Here is a 22,200-nt window from a genome sequence, read left to right as displayed (position 1 = left end):
CGCCTCGGCCGGCTGGCCCGCGGGGGCCGTGGCCTGGGCCGAGGGGCGCGCCGCGGCGCTGCCCACGTCAAAGCGCAGACGCTCGACCGGGGCGCCATGTCGGGTCAGCACCGCCATGATGTCCTTGGCAAAGTGACGCCCGACCCAGTCAGAGATGAAGCGCGTCGGGCTAACGAATCGCGCGGCCCCGTCGTCGATCGCCATCAGGCGCAGCGGCTTGATCCAGTGGTTGTAGTTGTTCGGCCCCACGCTCTGTTCCAGCTCGGCGCATGCCTGACCCCAGATCTTGTCCATCATCGTCCCGTTTCCCGTCTGTCCCCAATCCCCGCCGGTTGATCCGACGGGACAGAATTCACGTCATCCGGGTGGCACGCAAAAACGCTGCCCCCGCGACCGCGAACGCGGTCGATCAAGGGGCATCAGCCCGTTTTCGGTCCTGGACACAGGTCCCCGGACACCCGGTGGCAGCCGGATGTCGTGAACCCGAAGGCGGAAGAGGTGTTCTTCGCGGCCCGGCCGTCGTCCCGGACGGATCCGAAGATCTGTCCACAGGGCCCGGCCCGTCCCCAAGCGACGTGAATCGCAAGGAGGAAACTAGCCCCAGCTTGTGGATAGCTGCAACCGAACTCTGCGCTTGACAGCAACTTGGTCCAAGCGAATCTGCGATGCCTTTGACTCGATTAACAATTTTCTGAATTACTTGAATTCGTTCGATTTTTCAAAATGTCGCAGGTGCAGAAACGCAAATCGGGCGCAGGGCTTTCGCCTGCACCCGATGCTGTATTCCGGTGCCCCGAAGGGCGTGGAACGCGTATCTCAGGGCCCCGTGGAGCCTGTGGATCAGTTGGCCGACAGCGCCTTCACGCGGGCCGCCAGGCGCGAGATCTTGCGCGACGCGGTGTTCTTGTGCACGACGCCCTTGGTCACGCCGCGCATCAGTTCGGGCTGCGCGGTCTTCAGCGCCAGCGCGGCCGCATCGGCATTGCCCGAGGCGATGGCCTCTTCGACCTTGCGGATATAGGTGCGGATGCGCGAACGGCGGGCCTTGTTGACGTCGGTGCGACGTTCGATCTGGCGGGCGCGTTTCTTGGACTGGGGCGTGTTAGCCATGGGTGTCTTCCTATCGGGTCAGGTGCATGTCTCAATGTCGAACGTGCAAAAGCCCCATGGCGCCGTCCCTGATCCGGAACGGACATGATTCTTGCCAAAGCGGGCCCACACGCATGTAAGTCGGGGCGTATAGGCCAGCCCCGCCGAAAAGAAAACCCTTATCTGTCGCGAAACTGCGCCTCGCGCTTTTCCAGGAAGGCGGCCATGCCCTCCTTCTGGTCCTCGGTCGCGAACAGCGCATGGAAGGACCGGCGCTCGAACAGCAGACCCTCGCGCAGCGTCGTCTCATAAGCGCGGTTCACGGCCTCCTTGACGGTCTTGGTGGCGATCTGGGACTTTTCGGCAATCTTGCGCGCGGCGGCCATCGCGTCGGGAATCAGCTTGGGGGTGGGCACGACGCGGCTGACCAGACCGGACCGCTCGGCCTCTGCGGCGTCCATGAAGCGGCCGGTCAGGTTCATGTCCATGGCCTTGGACTTGCCCACGAACCGCGTCAGGCGCTGCGTGCCGCCGATGCCCGCGACGACGCCCAGGTTGATCTCGGGCTGGCCGAACTTGGCGTTCTCGGCGCAGATGATGAAATCGCAGACCATCGCCAGTTCGCATCCACCGCCCAGGGCGTATCCGCTGACGGCGGCGATGATCGGCTTGCGGACCCGGGTGATCGCCTCGATCTGGGCGCCGAACAGGTCGGATTCGTAGACCTCGACGAAGGTCTTGGTCGACATCTCCTTGATGTCGGCACCGGCGGCAAAGGCCTTTTCGCTGCCGGTCAGGACGATGCAGCGAACCTTGTCGTTGCGGTCGGCATCCGACAGTGCGGCCGACAGCTCGTCCAGAAGCGTGGCGTTCAGCGCGTTCAGCGCCTCGGGGCGGTTCAGCCGGATCAGGGCGACCTCGTCCTCGATCTCCACGATGATGGTTTCATAAGCCATAGGCTTGGACCTCGTTGGCAGATTGCGTGGCCCCCGTCCTAGCAGAGGCCCGCGCAGTCGTCCAATCGTTCACCTCTGGCAGGCGGGACAGTAGAAGGACGACCGCCCCGATTGCACGATCCGCGCGATGGTGCCGCCGCATCCGTCCCGCAGGCAGGGCTGGCCCGCCCGGTCATAGACGCGGAAGCTGTGCTGGAAATAGCCCAGCTCTCCGCTGGCCTGCCGGTGATCGCGCAGGCTGGAACCGCCCGCGGCGATCGCGTCGGTCAGCACGTCGCGGACATGGCCCACCAGCGCCGCGATGCGTGCGGCCCCGATCCGTCCCGCCGCCCGGCGCGGATCAATGCCTGCGCGCCACAGCGATTCGCTGACATAGATGTTGCCCAGGCCCGCCACGATGCGCTGATCCAGCAGCGCCTGTTTCACCGGCACCCGCCGACCGGCAAAGGCCGCCTGCAGATAGGCGGGCGTGAAGACCGGGTCGAAGGGTTCCGGGCCCAGATGGTCCAGCAGGGGATGGGACGCGCCCTCGCGGATCAGGTCGACCATGCCGAACCGTCGGGCGTCGTTGAATGTGACGGTCGTTCCCGCATCCGTGGTCAGCACGACATGGTCGTGGCGCGCATGGATGCCCGGATCGCGGTGGAACCCCGCCAGGCCCGCACCTTCGACCAGCATGCGGCCGGACATGCCCAGGTGCCACAGGACCGTGCCGCGCCCTTCCAGGTCGGCCAGCAGGTATTTCGACCGCCGCCGCAGCGCGGTGACGGTGGCGCCCGTCAGCACCTGCATCAGGTCCACCGGCAGGGGCCAGCGCAGGTCGGGGCGGTTGATCTGGGCGCGGGCGATGCGCGCGCCTTCCAGATGGGGCAGCAGGCCGCGGCGGACGGTCTCGACTTCCGGCAGTTCTGGCAATCGGGTTCCTTTCGTCGCATTGTGTGCGCGGCACGCCGGACCTATCTGGCAATGGAACAGGCAAACGGCAAGCGCATGACGGACAGCAAGACGACCCATTTCGGCTTTCGGACCGTGGACGAGGATCAGAAGGCCGGCATGGTCCATCAGGTCTTCTCCTCGGTCGCATCGAAATACGACGTGATGAACGACCTGATGAGCGTCGGCATCCACCGCGTCTGGAAGACCGCGATGATGGACTGGCTGGCGCCGCGCGATGGACAGCACCTGCTGGACGTGGCGGGCGGCACGGGCGACGTGGCGTTCCGGTTCCTGGACCGGGCGCCGGGCGCGCGGGTCACCGTCTGCGACATGACCGAATCCATGCTGGTCGAGGGGGGCAAGCGTGCCGATGCCGTCGACAAGGCGGACCGGCTGGCCTGGGTCACGGGCGACGCGATGGCGCTGCCCTTTGCCGACAACAGCTTCGACCGCTACACGATCAGCTTCGGCATCCGCAACGTGACGCGCATTCCCGATGCATTGGCCGAGGCGTACCGCGTGCTGAAGCCCGGCGGCCGCCTGATGGTGCTGGAGTTCAGCCAGATCCCGGTGCCGGCGATGCAATGGGCCTATGACCGCTACAGCTTCAACGTGATCCCGGCGATGGGGCAGGCAGTGACGGGCGATCGCGACAGCTATCAATACCTGGTCGAATCGATCCGCAAGTTTCCCGACCAGGACAGCTTTGCCGCTCTGATCCGCGACGCGGGCTTTGACAGGGTGCAGTGGCGCAACCTGTCGATGGGCATCGCCGCCCTGCATTCCGGCTGGAAATTGTAGGCATATGCGCGGTCCCCACAACATCTTGCGTCTGATCAGGACAGGTGCGACCTTTGAACGGACCGGTGCGATGGCCGCCGTCCTGAACGCGGTCGATGCGCCGATCCGCCTGCGCCTGGCCGCGCGGGTCATGGGCTGGCCCTTCCGCTGGCTGGGCTACAAGGGCGATCCGACCTTGCCGCCGATCACCCGGGCGATCACCGCGCTGGGGCCGGCCTACATCAAGTTCGGGCAGATCCTGTCGACGCGCGCCGATGTCGTGGGCCCCGAAATGGCCGGGCAGCTGCGCATGCTGCAGGACCGCCTGCCGCCCTTTCCCACCGACCTGGCCAAGAAGGCCATCGAGGCCGAGCTGCGCGCCCCGGTCGACCAGCTGTTCAGTGAATTTTCCGAACCCGTCGCCGCCGCCTCGATCGCGCAGGTCCACCGCGCCCGCGTCCGCGAGACGGGACGCGAGGTCGCGGTCAAGGTCGTGCGCCCCGGCATCGGGGCCGCGTTCAAGCGCGACATCGACGCGTTCCATTTCGGAGCCCGCCTGATCCAGCTTCTGTCCCCCGGCACCCGCCGCCTGCGGCCGCGCGACGTGGTGCGCCATTTCGAACAGACGGTCACCGGCGAACAGGACCTGCGCCTGGAGGCCGCGGCCGCGTCGGAATTCGCGGAAAACACCGCGCGGGACGCGGGCTTTCAGATCCCCATGCCGCATTGGGCGCTGTCGTCGCGTCGCGTGCTGACCGCCGACTGGGCCGAGGGGCTGCCGATGGGCGACCGCGACGCGCTGATCGCCGCCGGTCACGACACGACCGAACTGGCGCGCCGGGTGATCCAGCTGTTCCTGTCGCATGCGCTGCGCGACGGGTTCTTCCATGCCGACATGCATCACGGCAACCTCAAGGTGGCGGCCAATGGCGATGTCATCGCCTATGATTTCGGCATCATGGGAGAGATCGACGAATACACCCGTCGCGTCTATGCCCAGATCCTGTACGGCTTCATCCAGCGCGATTACCGCCTGGTCGCCCGCGTGCATTTCGAGGCCGGATACGTCCCCCGCGACCGCGACGAGGCCGCGTTCGCCCGCGCCCTGCGCGCCGTCGGAGAGCCGATCTTTGGCGCCGATGCCAGCCGGATCAGCATGGGCAACCTGCTGTCCTATCTGTTCGAGGTGACGGAACGGTTCGGCATGCCCACGCGGACCGAACTGATCCTGCTGCAACGCACCATGGTCGTGGTCGAGGGCGTGGCCCGGTCGCTGGACCCGCAGCTGAACATCTGGGACGCGGCCAAGCCGGTGGTGTCCGATTACATCAAGGCCAGCGTCGGCCCCAAGGCCGCGATCAGCGACCTGACCCATATCGCGCAGACCGTGGGCCGGTACGGCCCGCTGCTGCCACGGATGATCGAGCAGGCCCTGTGGGAACGCGCCCACCCCGAGGAGGCGCGCCTGACCCTGATTCAGCCGCGCAGTTCCGGGACGCTGCTGCTGGTCGCGATCCTGGCGCTGGCGGCGGGGGCGGGGATCGGCCTGTCGCTGTAGGGCGCGGCGGTCAGAAACAGATGATCTCGGCCTCGGCCTCGGCGCGGCGCAGGGTGGCCACGGTCTCGGTCAGGGCGGCCATGCCGCGGAACATGCCGGACCGCTCTCCGGTGGTCTGGCGCATCCGCAGGATGGTTTCCGCGCCGACGTAATCGGCATAGGGCAGCACCTCGGCGATGCGGTCGATCGCGCAGGAACAGCGGTCCAGCATGTCGCGCGTCTGCCCGTTGGTCGCCATGCAGGCAAAGGCGTATTCGACCCGCGCATTGGTCGGATAATCGTTCACTGCCTGCGCCGATGCGGGGGCCGCCGTCAGGGCCAGCGCCAGTGCACAGGCGCCCGCGCGGATCATTGCAGCACCAGTTCGTTGCGATAACCCGCCGCGGCATCGGTTTCGGCGCGCAGCTCGCGGATGGGCTCGTCCGGCGCGGCCATCACGAAGGTCAGCGTCAGCGTCTGGAAGCCGTGCATGCGTTCTGCATTCTTGTCCGCGATGAAGGGCTGAAAGCTGGCCGTGATGCCGCCGTCGGTGGTCGTGACCTCTCCGCCCCGGAACAGCGCCTCCTTCATGCGGTTGCGGATGTAGAACGGGCTGCCGCCGGTCAGCGCGGCCATGTCGCGGGTCGTCTGTTCCAGAAAGAAGGTCAGGACCGGATCACCCGAAGAGATCGGGAACGGTCCGATCGTGCGGTCGATCGGCCCGGCCTTCTGGGTCAGTTCCAGGATCGGCTGCTGATCGCTGGGGTCGATGTCCTGGGACAGGGTGATGCGGCCGTCCTCGGTCGGGCGGAACCCTTCGGCCATCGGGCCCGTGACGGTCATCTGCCATTCCAGCGTCCTGTCGCCCAGATCCCAGGGCCCCCGCTCGGCAAAGACCGCGTCGCCGGCCTCGGCCGCGATCAGGGGCAGGGGGGCAAGCCCCAGCATCAGGGCAAGTGCAAAGGCGCGGGTCATGGTCGTCCTCCCAAACGTTGGGGCATGATGGGCGCGGGACGGGCGGCGGCGCAAGCCCCGGCGGCGGCCGCATCCCCCCTTGGTCTTAGGCCAGAAGACGCCCCAGAATCTCGGCCAGGTCTGGCGCGCTGACGGGCTTTTCCAGCAGGTGGATGCCCATGGCGGCGCAGCGCCGCGAAATCGCTGGATCGCGATGCGCCGTCACCATCACCGCGGGCACCGGCCGGTCGGATGCGGCGCGCAGCGCCTCGATCGCGGCAAACCCGGTGTCGCCGTTCTCCAGGTGGTAATCGGCCAGGATCACGTCGGGGGGTTCGTCCCCCATCGTGGCCAGCGCCTCGGCCGTGTCGCCGGCGATGCGGGGCACCATGCCAAGCCGGTCGCGCAGGATCATCTGATAGGCACGGCGCATCTCGGGGTCGTTCTCGACCACCAGGGCCACGCGGCCGCGCAGCGCGGGCAGCGGCGCGACGGCAAGGCGCGGTGTGTCCGACAGCGCCTGCACCAGGGGCAGGCCGACGCGGAACACCGTGCCGCGCATCGCCTCGGACGACAGGCTGATCGGATGGCCCAGCTTGGCGCAGGCCCGGCGCACGATGGACAGGCCCAGCCCCATGCCCGGCGTCGCGCTGTCGTGGGTCAGACGCTGAAACTCGTCGAAGATGCGGTTGCGGTCCACGGCCGGAATGCCCATCCCGGTGTCATAGACCGACAGCCAGCACATCGCTCCCTTGCGACGCGCACCCACCGCGACGCCGCCGCGATGGGTGTACTTGATCGCGTTCGACACCAGGTTCTGCGCGATGCGGCGCAGGAAGATCGGGTCGCTGTCCACGACCGCGGTCGTGGGCATGAACCGCAGCCGCAACCCCTTGGCCTGCGCCACGGGCGCGAATTCTGCGGCCAGCCTGCGGAACAGATCGTCCAGCGGCACGGGCTGTCGGTTGAACTCGATCCGCTGGCTGTCCAGCCGCGAGATGTCCAGCACCGCATGCATCAGCTGTTCAACCGATTCGAAGGCGCTGCCAAGCCGGTCGGTCAGTTCGGTCTGGTGCGGGTCCATCGGCGTGTCGGTCAGCGCCGACAGGAACAGCCGCGCCGCCGACAGGGGCTGCAGCAGGTCGTGGCTGGCCGCGCGCAGGAAACGGGTCTTGGACCGGTTCGCCTCCTCGGCCAGGGCACGGGCCACGGCCAGTTCGCGGTTTCTTTGCGACAGGTCGGCCATCGCGCGTTCCAGGTCACGCGTGCGGGCCAGCACCTCCTGCTCCAGCGCGACGGCGGCCTGGAACATCGACCATGCGGACCCGCGTGATTCTTCCAGCCGGTCGATCCGGTCGATCAGGACGGCGTTGATGCGGGTCAGCTTGGCGATCTGCCGGTCGGGCGGATCGTCGTCACGCAACATCATCGGACCTCATGAAGGCCAGGCCCACGAATGTCTGGTTCACATGCATGCCGCTGTGCTGTTCGCCATAGGTGTTGAACCCCGCGACGCGGTGACGGCGGTACAGGTCCGACATGCGGTCGGTCAGCCCCGCGCGTTCCAGCGCCAGCCGGCGCAGGATGCAGTCGAAGGCCAGCACCATCAGCGGCGGCGTGGGCAGCGCCTCCAGCAGGTCGGAAAACCCCTGGATCAGATCCTCGGACCGGCCGAGGGTCAGGACTGTGCCGGTGTCGATGGACGACATCAGCGACAGGCCGTCGTCGTCTGTGATGGCGCTGATGGCGCGCACGTGATGGCGCCCGCCCATGCGCAGCAGCAGGGGGTGGCGGGCAAATTCGCTGGGCGTCAGGTCGGCGCGGCGCAACCCGGTCAGGCGGGCATATTCCTGGGCCGCGGGTTCGGCGTTCAGCTCCAGGATGCGGCGTTTTTCGGGAATGGCGGCGGTGACCACCGCGCGGGTGGGGGTGGGGCTGAAATGGGCGAACGTGACCTCGCGGATGGTCAGGTCGGTCTCGACCAGCAGGAAGACCGCGACGCCCGACCGCACGGCGCCCTGCGCAAGCAGCGAGGTGCGGCGGAAATCCAGACCGTCGCCCGCCGACCCCCCCAGCACCGGGACCGAGGGCAGGGCCGCGTCCAGCGTGGCGACCAGCGCGTCCTCCTGTCCGGCCAGGCCATCGGTCAGCAGAAGGCCGAACAGGTGACGCGCCGGGTCGGGGCCGAAATCGCGCGCCGTCTGGCGCAGCTGCGCCATCCATTCCGACACCGGCAGCGCGGCAAGGTCCGGCAGCAGCAGGGACGCGGCGCGGAAATGGCGCGCGGGAAACCCGATCGCCACCACGCTGTCGCTGGCATAGCCCTGCGGCCCGATCTCTCCGGCGGACGAGCATCCGGCGATCACGCAATCGGGCGGCAAGTGGGGGGCCAGCCCGCACTGCAGCGCGGCCAGGTCGTCCGCCTGCGCGCCGAACAGCAGGACCAAGGCGGGATTGGTGCCGCGCAGGCCGTCCAGCAGGGTCGGGACCATGTCGGTCCCGCCGCGGTCGGCCTGCACAGCGACCGGCCCGGATGCGCCCTCCATCGCAGCCGGGTCGGTGTTCATCAGCCGGCCTCGAACAGCCGGATCGAGTTGGCCAGCAGCACGGCCTGCGTGCGGCGGCGGGCGTTGATCTTGGACATGATCGCCGTGATGTGCGTCTTGACCGTGGCCTCGGCGATCGACAGCTCGTAGCTGATCTCCTTGTTGGCCTTGCCCTTGCAGATCAGCCGCAGGATCTTCATCTGCTGCGGCGTCAGCGACGAAAAGCGCCGCGCCAGTTCGGCCTTCGCGTCGTCGTCCGCGCTGTCCTGATCGGGTTGGTATCCGTCGGGGGTGACGTGCTCGCCCTCCCACATGCGGCGCAGGCTGTCGACCAGCGCCTCGCGCGACAGCGACTTGCTGATATAGCCCTGTGCTCCGGCCGCCATCGCGGTCGAGATCATCGCCCCCTCCAGATCGGCCGAAATCATGGTGATCGGCACGCCCGGAAGCTGGCGGCGCAGGGTCACGATGCCCTCGGCGCCGCGCGCGTCGGGCAGGTTCAAGTCAAGGATCACGGCGTCGGGCGCACCCTGCACGCGAATCTGTTCCACCGCTGCGCCAAGGCTGCGCGCGGTGCGGACATTCTTCAGGCCAAAGCTGATCTTCAGCGTCAGTGCCAGCGCATCGCACATCAGCGGGTGGTCGTCGACGATCAGGATCTCGCGGACCTGGTCGGCGGTGGGTCGCGCTGACGGCACGGGACGCGCCTGCATGGCGGCTGCTGTCATGGCATTCCTCCCTGGGTTCTGCCGGCCGCAACCCCTCCTCAAGGGTGCCGCCGTGACCGTAGTCTAGGGCAGGGTGCACATAAAGCAAGCGCCATGCTGCGACGAAAGTCGGATGGCGATCTAGCTTTTGTTGACCGTTCGTTCGCCCGGCGGAAAGCTTTCGGTCCAGACATTGCCGTCCGTATCCTCGACCCGGACGTTGATCGGCTGGCCATCCGGTTGATAGCGAAAGCGGAACACCGGATCCTCGCTGACCGAGATCCCCGCCGCCATCGAGAACAGCAGTGCGTCACCCTGGCGCACATCCAGGCGGTCGATGAAATGGGCCGGGATGTTCAGCAGCGTCACTTGGTCGCGCTGAAGGCCCGAAAAGTTCGGATGCCGGATCATCAGCGTGCCGATTTCCTCTCCGTCCTGAACCTCGCTGCGCCAGCGCATCTGGCCCATGGTCGCCTTGGTCGCGGCCATGTCCTTGCCCGCCGGCGCCGAACAGCCGCCCGCGGCCTTGACGAAGCGCCCGGCCATGACCTGCGTGCCGTCGGCCTGGGTCGCGATGGCGCGGACGTCGGAATAGCTGTCGACCCGGACGCGCACCTCGAAATCCAGGGGCATCAGCGCGGGACCAAAGGCGTATTCGGCGGCGACGGGGGCAGGGTTCTCGTCGATGACCAGGGTCAGGGCGTCGATGGCGGGGGCGTCGGCCGCCTGCGTCAGCCGGATGGGCACGATGGCCGCGTCATGGGCGCGGGTCGGTGCGTCCAGGTCCAGCACCGTGGCGTCCTGCGGCGGATCGCTGTCCAGGTCCATCACCGCCCCGCGCAGATCCTCCCAGGTCGGCGATGGTTGCAGCGCATTGTCCTGCGCCATCGCGGGCGCGGCCAGCAGCGCCGCCGTCAGGGTCAGCCACAGTCTCATTGCCTCATCCTCCCTTGGACATCCTCCGATAGACGAATTCGGTGGTCGTGGCGGCGGCGTCCTCCTCGGCGCGTGCCACGACCCCTGCATGCAGCGGAGATTTCGAACAGACCGGGTCCGTCGCCCGCGCGTCGCCGGCCAGCGCCATCGCCTGGCAGCGGCAGCCGCCGAAATCGACGGACTTGCGGTCGCAGCCGCGGCAGGGTTCCGGCATCCACGCCGTGCCGCGGAAGGCGTTGAAGCTGTCGGACAGGTGCCAGATGTCGGACAGCGACCGCTCTTGCACATTCTCGAAGCGCATCCAGTCGATGGTCTGGGCGGCGTGGCAGGGCAGCACGGTCCCATCAGGTCCGACGTTCAGCCCGGTCGAGCCCCAGCCCCCCATGCAGGCCTTGGGATAGACCGCATGGTGATCGGCGGGGACGTAATCGATGACCATCCGTCCGCGCAGCCGGACGCGGGCGGCGTTTACCACCTGTCGCGCGAATTCGGCCTGTTCGCGCGTGGGCATCAGCGCGCCGCGGTTGCGGTCGGCCCATCCGTGGAACTGGACGGTCGCCACCTCGATCCGCCGGGCGCCAAGACGTTCGGCCAGATCGATCATGTCGGGCAAGCGGTCCATGTTCTGGCGGTGGACGACGGCATTGATGGTCAGCGGAAAGCCGATCTCGGTGACCCAGTCGCTGAAGGCCATCTTCTTGTCCCAGGATCCCGGATGGCCGCTGATCCGGTCGGCCATGTCCGGGCGGATGCCCTGCAGCGACAGCTGGACATGATCGACGCCCGCGCGGTCCAGTTCGATCAGCCGGTCACGGGTGATGCCGATGCCAGAGGTGATCAGGTTCACGTACAGCCCCGCGTCGCGCGCATGGCCCACGATCTGCGCCAGATCGCGCCGCGCACCGGGTTCACCGCCCGAGATGTGGACCTGCAGCACGCCCAGATCGGCAGCCTGCCGGAACACCCGGCCCCAGTCGTCGGCGTCGATCTCACGCGACGCGCGGACCAGATTGACCGGGTTCGAGCAATAGGGACAGGCCAGCGGGCAGCGATGCGTGACCTCGGCCAGCATCGCCATGGGCAGGCCGGGGGTGACGGGGTTGCCGTCCAAGTCGCGGGGCTGGTGCTGCTGGTCCTTCATGCGCTGTCCCTGACAAAGACCATGCGCCGTTCGATCAGCCCGGTCAGGAAATCGCGCACGTCGCCGCCGATCTGGTCCACCGGCGCGTCGTAGCGCGCGGCCAGGTCGCGCACGATCCGGTCCAGGCTGCGAGCGCCGTCCAGTTCGGACAGGATCGCCTCTCCGATCTGGTCCAGCTGCATCGCGCGTTCCGGGGCCTGCAGCACGCGGATGCCGCGCACGCGGTCGCCCTGCAGCCGCACGCCGCGCGGCAGATAGGGGATGTCGTCGGGTCCGATCAATGCGGTCATGCGCGCATCCCCTCTCCGGGCCGCCAGGCCCCGGGGGGCGTGCGCCCCTCGACATAGCCGTGCCACAGCGCGTCCAGCTGGGCCCACAGCACGTCGGTCTTGAAGGTCAGCGCGGCGGCGGCGGCGTCCTGCTTTTCCAGCGTGTCGGCATGGGTCAGGACATAGTCCAGGCCGAACTTGACGTCCTCGGGCGCCTCGGTCAGGCGTTTCTTGAAATAGGACAGGCTGCTGTCATCGGCGAAATCGTAATGCTGCAGCAGACCCTCGATCCGCTGCGCATGGATGCGGGGCGCGAACAGTTCGGTCAGGCTGGCCGCCACCGCGTCCAGCAGGGGCATGTCGCGCACGAAGCGGACATAGGCATCGACCGCAAAGCGCGTCGCCGGCATGATGCCCACGCCCGACGCGACATAGTCCGGGTCCAGCCCCACCGCCTGCGCCAAGGCCAGCCAGCGGCGGATGCCGCCGCCCTCGGTCTGGCCGCCGTCGTGATCCTCGATCCGCTTGCGCCAGGCGCGGCGCAGGTCGGGATCCTCGACCCGGCTCATGAAGGCCGCGTCCTTCATGGGGATGCGCGACTGGTACATCCAGCGGTTGATGACCCAGGCCCGCACCTCGTCCGGGGTGCACTGGCCGCCATGCAGCCGGGCGTGGAACGGGTGACGGTCGTGATAGCGCGCGGCGCCGATGGCGCGCAGGCGGGCCTCGAAATCCTCACGGGACTGGGCGGTGGCTTGGACGTCCTTCACAGCGTGATCTCCATTCCGTCGCGGGCGACCTGCCAGCCCTGTGCCGCGGCCTGGGCCGCCTGCGGGCTGTTCGGGTCGGTCAGCGGGTTCGAATTGTTCATGTGCACGAAGATGCGCCGGCCAATCGGCGTGTCGGCCAGGGCGGGGATCGTGTCGGTCACCGCCATGTGCCCCATGCGGCGGCCGGTCTTGCGGCCCAGGCCCATGCGGATCATCTCGTCGTCGTCCCAAAGGGTGCCGTCGAAGAACAGCGCATCCGCCCCCGCGACGCGGTCGCGCAGCCAGTCGGGCATGTCCGCGCATCCGGGGATGTAGAACGCGCGCCGGTCCGCGCTGCGCAGCTCGACGCCCACGGTGGTCTCTCCGATCAGGCCCGTCTCGACCGTGGCGCCCTCCTGATACAGTGGCACCTTGCCCGGCACGGCGAACAGCGTCGCGGTCAGGCCAGGTGTCAGCGGAATCGTCTGGTCCAGCGCGACGGTCCGGCGTGGGACAAAATCTGGGTTCACCGCAGCCATCATCGGGTTCGCCGCCAGCGCATCATGGATCGCCTGCGTCGCGAACAGATCGAAGGGCTGGCTTTCGCGCAGCGTCAGCAGCCCGGCCACGTGATCGATGTCGCCATTCGTCACCAGGACCGACCGCAGCGGCATGGTCCGCGGGCCGGACGGGTGCAACGCCGGCGTCGCTGCCAGTTGCGCCCGGATATCGGGCGATGCGTTCAGGATGGCCCAGTCGCGCCCATCGGCACTGACTGCGATCGAGCTTTGGGTCATCGACGGGATACGTCCCGCGCGTGCCGCGTCGCAATTGCCGCAGCCGCAGTTCCATTGCGGCAGGCCACCGCCCGCCGCCGCCCCAAGGATGATGATCCGCATCGGGTGTCGTGCCTTACGATAAGAAAGCCCCGCCCGAACGAATTCGGACGGGGCCGCATTCTTGCCTGCGGTACAGGCTCAGAACAGGACGGGCTCGTCCTCGGCGGGTGCGTACATGTTGATTTCCATGCCGCAAGCGATCTCGGTCAGGATAGGTTTGGTCCAGGCCATGTTGTGCTCCTCCTACATGCCGGTGGCGCCGCTACAGAAGGCGACTGGATTCAAATCTAGTATAGAGACAGGATGAATCAACACGACAAAGGTCGCAAGGTCGTGACCATTTCGTGAAGACGGGCCGCAAAAGGGGACGGAAGGACGATGTTTCACCTGGTTCTGGGCGTCTGTCTGGCGATGGCCGCCAATCAATGCGGCCAGGTTCTGCTGCCCCAGGGCGATTCGGCGACGGCCCAGGGGTGTCGGACGCAGGCCGCGCAGGTTGCGGATGCGTGGCTGGCAGCGCGGCCCGATCTGACCGGCAGTGCGCCGGAATGCCGCGCCAATGCCGATCTTCCGGCGCTGGACCTGCAGCAGGTCGCGCCGGGCGTTCATGTCCATTTCGGCGATTCTCACCAGATGGAGGAGACCCCGGACGGGCGCATCGCCAACCTGGGGGTGATCATCGGCCGCGATGCGGTCGCGGTGATCGACGCGGGGGTGTCGCGGGCGCAGGCGCAGGACCTCTATGTGGCGATCCGGAGGATGACCGACCTTCCGGTGCGGCACCTGATCCTGACGCACATGCATCCCGACCACGTGCTGGGCGCGCAGGTGCTGTCCGAGGCCGGGGCCCGCATCACTGCGCATCACGCCCTGCCGCAGGCGCTTCAGGCGCGGGCGGCGGGGTATCTTGACGCGCTGGTTGGTCTTTACCCGGCCCCGGACTGGATCGGCACGCAGGTGGTCATGCCCGACGATCTGGTCGATGACCGCCGCCAGATCGACCTGGGCGATCGGTCCCTGCTGCTGCGGGCATGGCCTGCGGCCCATACCGACAGCGACCTGACCGTGCTGGACCGCAGGACGAACACGCTGTTCACCGGCGATCTGCTGTTCCGTGACCTGACGCCGGTCGTGGACGGATCGCTGCTGGGATGGCTGGAATGGCTGGACAGCGACCCGGCACGCGGCGCAGGCTTGATCGTGCCGGGACACGGACCGGCCAGCGAATCATGGGCTGACGCATCGGCACCCCAGACCGCATTATTGAAAGCGCTTGCGACCGCGACGCGCCGGGCCATTCAGGACGGGCTGCCGCTGTCGCAAGCCGTCCCCGGCATCGCCAATGCACTGCAGCCGATGCAGAATTCGTGGAATTCCTATCCAGAGACGGTGGCGCGGAACGCAACCGCGGCCTACAAGGAACTGGAATGGGAATGAGAAGCGTTTGACAGGTTCGCCAGAACTGGCAAATGTTCGCGTTAACAGCCGGGCGAAACAGGTCCGGGGACTTTCAGGGAGGAAGACTTGAAAACCGCATTGTACACGACCGCCGCGATCATCGCGCTGACCGCGGGCAGCGCGCAGGCGCAGCTGGTGATCGAACCGGGCAGCGACGACCGCATCAACTGGGCCAGCCTGGACGAGTTCAAGGCCGCGCATTCCGACCTTGAGGGGCAGAGCTTCAACATCCTGGGCCCCTGGCTGGGCGGCGACCAGGAGCTGTTCCAGTCGGTCATCGCCTATTTCAACGAGGCGACCGGCGCGCAGGCGAACTATTCCGGTTCCGACAGCTTCGAGCAGCAGATCGTCATCGACAGCGAGGCCGGATCGCCCCCCGATGTCGCGGTCTTTCCGCAGCCGGGCCTGGCCTCGGATCTGGCCGAAAAGGGCTTCCTGCGCCCCCTGGGCGAGGAGACGGCGCAATGGCTGACCGACAACTATGCCGCGGGCGAAAGCTGGGCGGCGCTGGGCACCTATGCGGGCCCCGACGGGACCGAGGCGCTGTACGCCTTCCCGTACAAGGCCGACGTCAAGTCGCTGGTCTGGTACGTCCCCGAGAACTTCGAGGATGCCGGCTATGAGATCCCCGAGACCTACGAGGACCTGAAGGCCCTGACCGAGCAGATCGCCGAGGAGGGAGAGACCCCCTGGTGCATCGGCCTGGGATCGGGCGGCGCGACCGGCTGGCCCGCGACCGACTGGGTCGAGGACCTGATGCTGCGCACCGCCACGCCCGAGGATTACGACGCCTGGACGACCAATGCGATGCCGTTCAACGACCCCAAGGTCGTGGCCGCGATCGACGAGTTCGGTTGGTTCGCCAAGAACCCCGATTTCGTCGCGGGCGGCGTCGGATCGGTCAGCGCGACCGATTTCCGCGAAAGCCCCGCCGGCCTGTTCGACAGCCCGCCCGCCTGCTACCTGCACCGTCAGGCCAGCTTCATCACGACCTTCTTCCCTGAGGGCACGGTCGTGGGCGAGGATGCCGACTTCTTCTACATGCCCGCTCCCGCATCGGGTGACCTGGGCCAGCCCGTCCTGGGCGGCGGCACCATGTTCGCGGTCCTGTCGGACAACCCCGCCGCGATGGCCTTCGTCGAGTTCCTGAAGACCCCCGTCGCGCACGAGATCTGGATGGCGCAGCAGGGCTTCGTCACGCCCTATACCGGCGCCAATGTCGAGGCCTATGACGATCCGACCGTCCGCCGCATGGGGCAGATCCTGCTGGACGCGACGGTCTTCCGGTTCGACGGGTCGGACCTGATGCCCGGCGCGATCGGCGCGGGGGCGTTCTGGACCGGGATGATCGATTTCGTCGGCGGCGCCTCGGCACAGGACGTCGCGGACAATATCCATGCCAGCTGGGCTTCGCTGAACTGACGACGACCGGCGCGGCGGCCGCGACGCCGCCGCGCCCCATGATCCAGGGGGGAGACCGGGAATGGAATTGCTGTGGTTGGCGGTCAGCACGATCGCGATCGGGGTCTTTGGCTGCGTGGCCTGGTTCTGGGGGTCGAACTGGCTGCTGGACCGCATCTATCCGCCGCGCGGGGCGCAGGCGGGCGACAACATCCGGCGGGCGAACCAGATCCGCCCCTGGCTGTTCCTGGGGCCCGCGATCCTGTTCCTGACGACCTATCTGGTCTATCCGGTGCTGGACAGCTTCTGGCGGTCGCTGTTCAATTCGAACGGATCGCAGTTCGTCGGCCTGGACAACTATGTCTGGCTGGTGAACGACGGCAAGTTCCGGGAATCCATGCTGAACAACATGGCCTGGCTGCTGGTCGTGCCGGCCCTGTCCACGCTGTTCGGCCTGCTGGCCGCGCAGCTGACCGACCGGCTGAAATGGGGCAACATCGGCAAGTCGCTGATCTTCATGCCCATGGCCATCAGCTTTGTCGGCGCGGGCGTGATCTGGAAGTTCATCTATGAATACCGCGCCTCGGGCGAGACGCAGATCGGCCTTCTGAACTGGATCGTGACCCAGCTGGGTGGAGAGCCGCAGATCTGGCTGACCCTGCCGGTTTGGAACAACCTTCTGCTGATGATCGTGCTGGTCTGGATCCAGACTGGCTTCGCGATGGTCATCCTGTCGGCCGCCCTGCGCGGCATCCCCGAGGAGACGATCGAGGCCGCCATTCTGGACGGCGCATCCCCCCTGCAGGTCTTCTTCAAGATCAAGGTGCCGCAGATCATGGGCACCATCGCGGTGGTCTGGACCACCATCACCATCGTCGTGCTGAAGGTCTTCGACATCGTCTTCGTCATGACCAACGGGCAATGGGGCACGCAGGTGCTGGCGAACCTGATGTATGACTGGATGTTCCGCGGCACGCCCGATTACGGGCGCGGATCGGCCATCGCCATCGTCCTGATGATCCTGGTCACCCCGATCATGGTCTGGAACATCTACAACGCACGCAAGGAGGTCCGCTGATGGAGGGGATGGCTGGACAGAAGTCGTCGCTGGCCTGGGCGGTCAACATTGCGGCCTTCCTGCTGGTGCTGGTGTGGACGATCCCGACGCTGGGCCTGTTCGTGTCGTCGTTCCGCGACCGCGACCAGATCTCGACCTCGGGGTGGTGGCAGTCGTTCTCGGGCTCGGTGCAGACCGGTTTCGTGCGTTCGGGCACGGCCGAGGACCAGGTGCAGGAGGGCGATCTCTATGTGATCCAGGGCAGCGCCCTGGAGGGCACGCAGGAGTTGACCGCTTGGGGCACCAGCGCGCGTCAGCCCGATGCCAACGCCCCCGGCGACACCGTCGAGCTGGAGCCGGGGATCGATCTGACCGTGGCCGAGGACGGCAGCTATCGCATGACCTCGGCCCAGCCATTCGAAATGCGGCGGGGTGAACGGATCTTCACCACAACCCTGTCGCCGCCGGCCTTCACGACCGACAACTATTCCCGGGTTCTGACCGCGGGCGGGCTGGGGCGCGCCTTCATGAACACCATGACGGTGACGATCCCCGCCACCGTCATCCCGATCCTGATCGCGGCCTTTGCGGCCTATGCGCTGGCCTGGATGCAGTTTCCGGGCCGGGCCCTGCTGACGGCCTGCGTGGTGGGGCTTCTGGTCGTGCCGCTGCAGGTGGCGCTGATCCCATTGCTGCGGCTGCACAACGAACTGGGCATCGGCAAGGGATACCTGGGCATCTGGCTGGCCCATACCGGGTTCGGCCTGCCGCTGGCGGTCTATCTGCTGCGAAATTACATGGTCGGCCTGCCACGAGAGGTCATCGAGAGCGCCCGCGTCGACGGCGCGACCGAATTCCAGATCTTCCGCCGGATCATCCTGCCGCTGTCCTTCCCCGCCCTGGCCAGTTTCGCGATCTTCCAGTTCCTGTGGGTCTGGAACGACCTGCTGGTTGCCACCGTGTTTCTGGGCAATACGCGCGAACAGCTGGTCATGACCGGCCTGCTGCGCGAGTTGATGGGATCGCGCGGAGGTGAATGGGAGATCCTTGCAACCTCTGCCTTTATCTCGATAGCCGTGCCGCTGCTGGTGTTCTTTGCCATGCAGAAATATCTGGTCCGCGGATTGCTGGCCGGCTCGGTGAAAGGTGGATGATCTTGACTGAACAGACGACGGATTGGTGGAAGGGCGGGATCATCTATCAGATCTACCCGCGCAGTTTCCAGGACACGACCGGCAGCGGCACGGGCGATCTGGCGGGCATCGCCCAACGCCTGCCCTATGTGGCGTCCCTGGGCGTTGATGCGGTCTGGATCTCTCCGTTCTTCACCTCTCCGATGAAGGATTTCGGCTACGACGTCAGCGATTATTGCGGCATCGACCCGATCTTCGGCACGATGGAGGATTTCGACTGGCTGGTGCAAAGCGCGCACGAGCTGGGGCTGAAGGTCATGATCGACCTGGTGATGTCGCACACCTCGGACCAGCATCCCTGGTTCAAGGAAAGCCGCACCAGCCGTGACAACCCGAAATCCGACTGGTACGTCTGGTCCGACCCGCGCCCGGACGGCACCCCGCCCAACAACTGGTTGTCGATCTTCGGCGGCAGCGCGTGGCAATGGGATGCCCGGCGGGAACAGTATTTCCTGCACAACTTCCTGTCGTCGCAGCCGGACCTGAATTTTCACAACCCTGCCGTCCAGGATGCCCTGATCGAGATGGCGCGGTTCTGGCTGGACAAGGGCGTCGACGGCTTCCGGCTGGACACGATCAACTTCTATTTCCACGACGCCCAGCTGCGCGACAACCCGCCCCTGGCGCCGGAATTGCGCAAGTCGGACACGGCCCCCGCCGTGAACCCCTACAACCACCAGAGCCACCGCTTCAGCAAATCGCAGCCCGAGAACCTGGCCTTCCTTGAACGGTTCCACCAGGCGCTGGTGCCTTACGGCGCCGCCGTCGTGGGCGAGATCGGCGACAGCGAGCGCGGGCTGGAACTGCTGGAGGAGTATACCGGCGTCCCGGGCCGGGTGCAGATGTCCTATGTCTTCGACTTCCTGTCGGGTGACGACCTGCCCGCCGCGCGCGTGGTCGAGGTGTTCGATAAGCTGCACGACATCGCGCCCAACGCCTGGCCCTGCTGGGCCATGTCGAACCATGACGTGGTGCGCCACGTCACGCGCTGGAACCTGCCAGACCAGGCGGCCAAGGCCTATGCGACGGTGCTGTTGTGCCTGCGCGGGTCGGTCTGCCTGTACCAGGGAGAGGAACTGGGCCTGCCCGAGGCCGACCTGCGCTTCGAGGATCTGCGCGATCCGTATGGCATCGAGTTCTGGCCCGAGTTCAAGGGCCGCGACGGTTGCCGGACGCCGATGGTCTGGGACATGGGCGTGAACGGCGGTTTCTCGACCAGCCAGCCCTGGCTGCCGGTGCCGCACACGCATCTGCAGCGCACCGTCGTCAGCCAGGAGGCCGACGCCCAGTCCATGCTGCACCATTATCGCTGGGCGGTCGGCCTGCGCCGCAAGCACAGCGCATTGCGCTGCGGAAACATGACTGACATCAAGGCCGAGGGGCCGGTGCTGTCCTTCCGCCGCCGTGACGACAAGCAGACCCTGCTGATCCGCGCCAACCTGTCCGACGACGATGCGGGCGGGCTGATGCCGTGGCAGGTCCAGATCATCGAAGGGTAGGGGAGGAAGACCGCAAATGGCCGATCTGAAACTGACGGACGTCGCCAAGTCCTATGGCGACGTGCAGGTGCTGAGGGACATCGACCTGGACATCCGTTCCGGAGAGTTCATCGTCTTTGTCGGGCCGTCCGGCTGCGGGAAATCCACGCTCTTGCGCATGATCGCGGGCCTGGAGCAGATCACCGGGGGAGAGCTGAAGATCGGCGGGCAGGTGATGAACGACATCCCGCCCAGCCAGCGCGGCATCGCGATGGTGTTCCAGTCCTATGCGCTTTACCCGCACATGACGGTCCGCGACAACATGGCCTTCGCGCTGAAGATCGCGGGCCAGTCCAAGGAGCAGATCCAGGCCGCGACCGACCGCGCCGGCAAGATGCTGCAGCTGACGCCCTATCTGGACCGCCTGCCCAAGGCGCTGTCGGGTGGCCAGCGCCAGCGCGTGGCCATCGGGCGGGCCATCGTGCGCGACCCCAAGGTCTATCTGTTCGACGAACCGCTGTCGAACCTGGACGCCGCCCTGCGCGTCGCCACCCGGATCGAGATCGCACAGCTGAAGGCCTCGATGCCCGACCGCACGATGATCTATGTCACCCACGACCAGACCGAGGCGATGACCCTGGCCGACCGCATCGTGGTGCTGGCCGGCGGCGGCATCGCGCAGGTCGGCGCGCCGCTGGAGCTGTACGAGCGTCCGATGACCGAATTCGTGGCCCAGTTCATCGGCAGCCCGGCGATGAACCTGCTGCCCGGGCGGGTCAAGACCGTGGGCGCGATGACCACCGTCGCGCTGGACGTGGGCCTGGAGGCGCAGGTCGCCATCCCGACCCGTGCCGGCGACGAGGGCATGGTCGTCAACCTGGGCGTCCGCCCCGAGGATATGCGCGAGACCGACGGCACCCCGGTCTTCGAGGGGACCGTCGATCTGACCGAGGCCCTTGGGGAGGTCACGCTGCTGTACTTCGGCACCGGGGCCGAGACCGCGCCGATCACCGCCAAGCTGCCGGGCATCCACCCGGACCTGAAGGGCAAGCGCGTCCGGCTGACCGCCGACCCCCATGCGCTGCACCTGTTCCACAAGGGACAGTCGCTGCTGTACCGGGACGGCGCCGACCGTCTGCCGCCCTATCAGCCGCGCATGGCCGCGCCCTCGGGCAGCATGGGCGGCACGCCCGCGCAGTCGGATCGCGGTCCGGACCGGGCGATGGAGGGGATGGTCATCCCCGAGGGTCCGGTACGCTGAGCCCCGGGGCGCGACCAAAGTCGCAGATCGCGCCCCGCAAACCGTGCTATACTTTCCCCATCCTGAGGGGGAGACCATGACCGAACGCAACCACGCGGAGCTTGTGGCCGCGCAGTCGCAGTCACGCAGCGCCACCTCGGCGCTGGCCGCATCCTGGCGGCGGTCCATGCTGAAGCACGGGCTGGACCCCGCCGACCGCCGCCGCCCGGATCGCCTGTCCGACAGCGAACTGGCCGACCGCCATCAGGCGATGCAGGCCTTCCTGAACGTCGCCGGACCGCAGCTGGACCAGCTGTACAACCTGGTCGGCCTGTCGGGCTGCAACGTGCTGCTGACCGATGCGCATGGCATCGTGCTGGACCAGCGGGTGTCGGATGCCGACGCCCAGCAGTTCCGCGACTGGGGCCTGTGGCAGGGCGCCGACTGGTCCGAGGCCGCGCAGGGCACCAACGGCATCGGCACCTGCCTGGCCGAGGGCCGGCAGGTCACCATCCACCGCGACGAACATTTCCGCACACTGAACACCGCGATGTCCTGCATGGACGCGCCGATCTGGGGACCGGACGGGCGGCTGCTGGCCGCGCTGGACGTCAGTTCGGCGCGCGCGGACCAGACCGAACGCTACAACCGGCTGATATCGGCGCAGGTGGCGCAGACCGCGCGGGCGATCGAATCGCTGTTCTTCCGGATGTCGTTTCCCGACGCGCGCATCGTCGTGGCCTCGGACGATCAGGGCGAACAGGCGGTGCTGCTGGCGGTGGACAAGGATGACCTGGCCATCGGCGCCACCCGCGCCGCCCGCCGCGTCCTGGGGCTGGAGCGCGAGGGTACGATCCGCCCGCGCCCGGCGGCCGACCTGCTGGGCCGCCAGGACGACCTGACCGGGTTCGACCGGGCCGAACGCGCCGCCGTG

At 67.3% G+C, this 22,200-nt stretch carries 24 protein-coding genes; 9 read left to right on the top strand and 15 right to left on the bottom strand.

What is annotated here, in order from left to right; genetic code table 11:
• The 4 genes from FHD68_RS10405 to mutM form a co-directional block, all read right to left on the bottom strand.
• The coding region (locus FHD68_RS10405) for a DnaA N-terminal domain-containing protein (RefSeq protein WP_280115168.1) at positions 1-297 on the bottom strand (297 nt) is incomplete at its 3' end.
• Between the two features lie 543 nt (positions 298-840).
• Complete coding sequence (rpsT, locus tag FHD68_RS10400) at positions 841-1,110, bottom strand: 30S ribosomal protein S20 (RefSeq protein ID WP_045982305.1); 270 nt, start codon at positions 1,108-1,110, stop codon at positions 841-843.
• Between the two features lie 158 nt (positions 1,111-1,268).
• Entirely contained in the window at positions 1,269-2,045 is a 777-nt protein-coding gene (locus FHD68_RS10395; protein ID WP_127897573.1) for an enoyl-CoA hydratase, read from the bottom strand.
• A 69-nt stretch (positions 2,046-2,114) separates the two neighbouring features.
• Positions 2,115-2,960, bottom strand: a complete 846-nt coding sequence (gene mutM / locus FHD68_RS10390; RefSeq protein WP_046000575.1) for a bifunctional DNA-formamidopyrimidine glycosylase/DNA-(apurinic or apyrimidinic site) lyase — start codon at positions 2,958-2,960, stop codon at positions 2,115-2,117.
• A 75-nt stretch (positions 2,961-3,035) separates the two neighbouring features.
• On the opposite strand from mutM, the gene ubiE reads away from it, so the two are divergent.
• The gene (ubiE, locus tag FHD68_RS10385) at positions 3,036-3,782 is read left to right on the top strand and encodes a bifunctional demethylmenaquinone methyltransferase/2-methoxy-6-polyprenyl-1,4-benzoquinol methylase UbiE (RefSeq protein ID WP_127897574.1); all 747 of its coding nucleotides are present in this window, start codon (positions 3,036-3,038) and stop codon (positions 3,780-3,782) included.
• A 4-nt stretch (positions 3,783-3,786) separates the two neighbouring features.
• Positions 3,787-5,319: a 2-polyprenylphenol 6-hydroxylase gene (gene ubiB / locus FHD68_RS10380; protein WP_127897575.1), complete on the top strand. Its 1,533-nt coding sequence runs from the start codon at positions 3,787-3,789 to the stop codon at positions 5,317-5,319.
• 10 nt (positions 5,320-5,329) lie between these two features.
• Here ubiB and FHD68_RS10375 read toward each other — a convergent pair whose 3' ends face one another.
• The 11 genes from FHD68_RS10375 to pqqA all read right to left on the bottom strand — a co-directional run bounded on the left by FHD68_RS10375 (position 5,330) and on the right by pqqA (position 13,670).
• The gene (locus tag FHD68_RS10375; protein WP_127897576.1) at positions 5,330-5,671 is read right to left on the bottom strand and encodes a hypothetical protein; all 342 of its coding nucleotides are present in this window, start codon (positions 5,669-5,671) and stop codon (positions 5,330-5,332) included.
• Complete coding sequence (locus FHD68_RS10370; protein WP_046000577.1) at positions 5,668-6,273, bottom strand: hypothetical protein; 606 nt, start codon at positions 6,271-6,273, stop codon at positions 5,668-5,670. The genes FHD68_RS10375 and FHD68_RS10370 overlap by 4 nt, the downstream gene beginning before the upstream one ends.
• An 85-nt stretch (positions 6,274-6,358) precedes the next feature.
• On the bottom strand, positions 6,359-7,678 hold the full coding sequence (locus FHD68_RS10365) for an ATP-binding response regulator (RefSeq protein WP_244297817.1): 1,320 nt from the start codon (positions 7,676-7,678) through the stop codon (positions 6,359-6,361).
• On the bottom strand, positions 7,668-8,819 hold the full coding sequence (locus FHD68_RS10360; protein WP_127897578.1) for an FIST N-terminal domain-containing protein: 1,152 nt from the start codon (positions 8,817-8,819) through the stop codon (positions 7,668-7,670). Before FHD68_RS10360 ends, FHD68_RS10365 begins: the two co-directional genes overlap by 11 nt.
• Entirely contained in the window at positions 8,819-9,526 is a 708-nt protein-coding gene (locus FHD68_RS10355; protein ID WP_045982310.1) for a response regulator transcription factor, read from the bottom strand. Before FHD68_RS10355 ends, FHD68_RS10360 begins: the two co-directional genes overlap by 1 nt.
• Before the next feature lie 120 nt (positions 9,527-9,646).
• Positions 9,647-10,441, bottom strand: coding sequence for a quinoprotein dehydrogenase-associated SoxYZ-like carrier (locus tag FHD68_RS10350; protein WP_127897579.1), 795 nt, complete (start codon positions 10,439-10,441; stop codon positions 9,647-9,649).
• A 4-nt stretch (positions 10,442-10,445) separates the two neighbouring features.
• Positions 10,446-11,582 (bottom strand): pyrroloquinoline quinone biosynthesis protein PqqE, encoded by a 1,137-nt coding sequence (gene pqqE, locus FHD68_RS10345; RefSeq protein WP_127897580.1) that lies wholly within the window; start codon positions 11,580-11,582, stop codon positions 10,446-10,448.
• Positions 11,579-11,872 carry a pyrroloquinoline quinone biosynthesis peptide chaperone PqqD gene (gene pqqD / locus FHD68_RS10340; RefSeq protein WP_046000581.1) on the bottom strand — a complete coding sequence of 98 codons (294 nt, stop codon included), beginning with the start codon at positions 11,870-11,872 and terminating at the stop codon, positions 11,579-11,581. The genes pqqE and pqqD overlap by 4 nt, the downstream gene beginning before the upstream one ends.
• Positions 11,869-12,621 (bottom strand): pyrroloquinoline-quinone synthase PqqC, encoded by a 753-nt coding sequence (gene pqqC / locus FHD68_RS10335; protein ID WP_045982314.1) that lies wholly within the window; start codon positions 12,619-12,621, stop codon positions 11,869-11,871. The genes pqqD and pqqC overlap by 4 nt, the downstream gene beginning before the upstream one ends.
• Positions 12,618-13,499 carry a pyrroloquinoline quinone biosynthesis protein PqqB gene (gene pqqB / locus FHD68_RS10330; RefSeq protein ID WP_127897581.1) on the bottom strand — a complete coding sequence of 294 codons (882 nt, stop codon included), beginning with the start codon at positions 13,497-13,499 and terminating at the stop codon, positions 12,618-12,620. Before pqqB ends, pqqC begins: the two co-directional genes overlap by 4 nt.
• 78 nt (positions 13,500-13,577) lie before the next feature.
• Positions 13,578-13,670 carry a pyrroloquinoline quinone precursor peptide PqqA gene (gene pqqA, locus FHD68_RS10325; protein ID WP_042250260.1) on the bottom strand — a complete coding sequence of 31 codons (93 nt, stop codon included), beginning with the start codon at positions 13,668-13,670 and terminating at the stop codon, positions 13,578-13,580.
• A gap of 147 nt (positions 13,671-13,817) precedes the next feature.
• Here pqqA and FHD68_RS10320 point away from each other — a divergent pair, with 147 nt between their 5' ends.
• From FHD68_RS10320 to FHD68_RS10290, 7 genes are all read left to right on the top strand, one after another.
• Complete coding sequence (locus FHD68_RS10320) at positions 13,818-14,876, top strand: quinoprotein relay system zinc metallohydrolase 2 (RefSeq protein ID WP_127897582.1); 1,059 nt, start codon at positions 13,818-13,820, stop codon at positions 14,874-14,876.
• An 87-nt stretch (positions 14,877-14,963) separates the two neighbouring features.
• Entirely contained in the window at positions 14,964-16,319 is a 1,356-nt protein-coding gene (locus FHD68_RS10315) for an ABC transporter substrate-binding protein (protein ID WP_127897583.1), read from the top strand.
• Positions 16,320-16,380: 61 nt separating this feature from the next.
• Positions 16,381-17,376 carry a carbohydrate ABC transporter permease gene (locus FHD68_RS10310; protein WP_046000585.1) on the top strand — a complete coding sequence of 332 codons (996 nt, stop codon included), beginning with the start codon at positions 16,381-16,383 and terminating at the stop codon, positions 17,374-17,376.
• Positions 17,376-18,509 (top strand): carbohydrate ABC transporter permease, encoded by a 1,134-nt coding sequence (locus FHD68_RS10305; RefSeq protein ID WP_127897584.1) that lies wholly within the window; start codon positions 17,376-17,378, stop codon positions 18,507-18,509. The genes FHD68_RS10310 and FHD68_RS10305 overlap by 1 nt, the downstream gene beginning before the upstream one ends.
• Positions 18,506-20,047 carry an alpha-amylase family glycosyl hydrolase gene (locus FHD68_RS10300; protein WP_127897585.1) on the top strand — a complete coding sequence of 514 codons (1,542 nt, stop codon included), beginning with the start codon at positions 18,506-18,508 and terminating at the stop codon, positions 20,045-20,047. Before FHD68_RS10305 ends, FHD68_RS10300 begins: the two co-directional genes overlap by 4 nt.
• 16 nt (positions 20,048-20,063) lie before the next feature.
• Positions 20,064-21,287: an ABC transporter ATP-binding protein gene (locus FHD68_RS10295; protein WP_127897586.1), complete on the top strand. Its 1,224-nt coding sequence runs from the start codon at positions 20,064-20,066 to the stop codon at positions 21,285-21,287.
• A 76-nt stretch (positions 21,288-21,363) separates the two neighbouring features.
• On the top strand, positions 21,364-22,200 hold an 837-nt coding region (locus FHD68_RS10290; protein WP_139085660.1), incomplete at its 3' end, for a GAF domain-containing protein.

This window comes from Paracoccus marcusii (genome assembly GCF_006151785.1).
In the GTDB taxonomy this organism is placed as follows: Bacteria; Pseudomonadota; Alphaproteobacteria; order Rhodobacterales; family Rhodobacteraceae; genus Paracoccus; species Paracoccus marcusii.
Note: the sequence above shows the minus strand (reverse complement) of the source record. Positions and strands in the feature narration are given on the sequence as shown.

Bases quoted from the DNA above. Each gene is read 5' to 3' on its own strand.
- rpsT (WP_045982305.1), bottom strand. From the start codon at position 1,110: ATGGCTAACACGCCCCAGTCCAAGAAACGCGCCCGCCAGATCGAACGT.
- FHD68_RS10395 (WP_127897573.1), bottom strand. From the start codon at position 2,045: ATGGCTTATGAAACCATCATCGTGGAGATCGAGGACGAGGTCGCCCTG.
- ubiE (WP_127897574.1), top strand. From the start codon at position 3,036: ATGACGGACAGCAAGACGACCCATTTCGGCTTTCGGACCGTGGACGAG.
- ubiB (WP_127897575.1), top strand. From the start codon at position 3,787: ATGCGCGGTCCCCACAACATCTTGCGTCTGATCAGGACAGGTGCGACC.
- FHD68_RS10375 (WP_127897576.1), bottom strand. From the start codon at position 5,671: ATGATCCGCGCGGGCGCCTGTGCACTGGCGCTGGCCCTGACGGCGGCC.
- FHD68_RS10370 (WP_046000577.1), bottom strand. From the start codon at position 6,273: ATGACCCGCGCCTTTGCACTTGCCCTGATGCTGGGGCTTGCCCCCCTG.
- FHD68_RS10365 (WP_244297817.1), bottom strand. From the start codon at position 7,678: ATGTTGCGTGACGACGATCCGCCCGACCGGCAGATCGCCAAGCTGACC.
- FHD68_RS10360 (WP_127897578.1), bottom strand. From the start codon at position 8,819: ATGAACACCGACCCGGCTGCGATGGAGGGCGCATCCGGGCCGGTCGCT.
- FHD68_RS10355 (WP_045982310.1), bottom strand. From the start codon at position 9,526: ATGACAGCAGCCGCCATGCAGGCGCGTCCCGTGCCGTCAGCGCGACCC.
- FHD68_RS10350 (WP_127897579.1), bottom strand. From the start codon at position 10,441: ATGAGACTGTGGCTGACCCTGACGGCGGCGCTGCTGGCCGCGCCCGCG.
- pqqE (WP_127897580.1), bottom strand. From the start codon at position 11,582: ATGAAGGACCAGCAGCACCAGCCCCGCGACTTGGACGGCAACCCCGTC.
- pqqD (WP_046000581.1), bottom strand. From the start codon at position 11,872: ATGACCGCATTGATCGGACCCGACGACATCCCCTATCTGCCGCGCGGC.
- pqqB (WP_127897581.1), bottom strand. From the start codon at position 13,499: ATGCGGATCATCATCCTTGGGGCGGCGGCGGGCGGTGGCCTGCCGCAA.
- pqqA (WP_042250260.1), bottom strand. From the start codon at position 13,670: ATGGCCTGGACCAAACCTATCCTGACCGAGATCGCTTGCGGCATGGAA.
- FHD68_RS10320 (WP_127897582.1), top strand. From the start codon at position 13,818: ATGTTTCACCTGGTTCTGGGCGTCTGTCTGGCGATGGCCGCCAATCAA.
- FHD68_RS10310 (WP_046000585.1), top strand. From the start codon at position 16,381: ATGGAATTGCTGTGGTTGGCGGTCAGCACGATCGCGATCGGGGTCTTT.
- FHD68_RS10305 (WP_127897584.1), top strand. From the start codon at position 17,376: ATGGAGGGGATGGCTGGACAGAAGTCGTCGCTGGCCTGGGCGGTCAAC.
- FHD68_RS10300 (WP_127897585.1), top strand. From the start codon at position 18,506: ATGATCTTGACTGAACAGACGACGGATTGGTGGAAGGGCGGGATCATC.
- FHD68_RS10295 (WP_127897586.1), top strand. From the start codon at position 20,064: ATGGCCGATCTGAAACTGACGGACGTCGCCAAGTCCTATGGCGACGTG.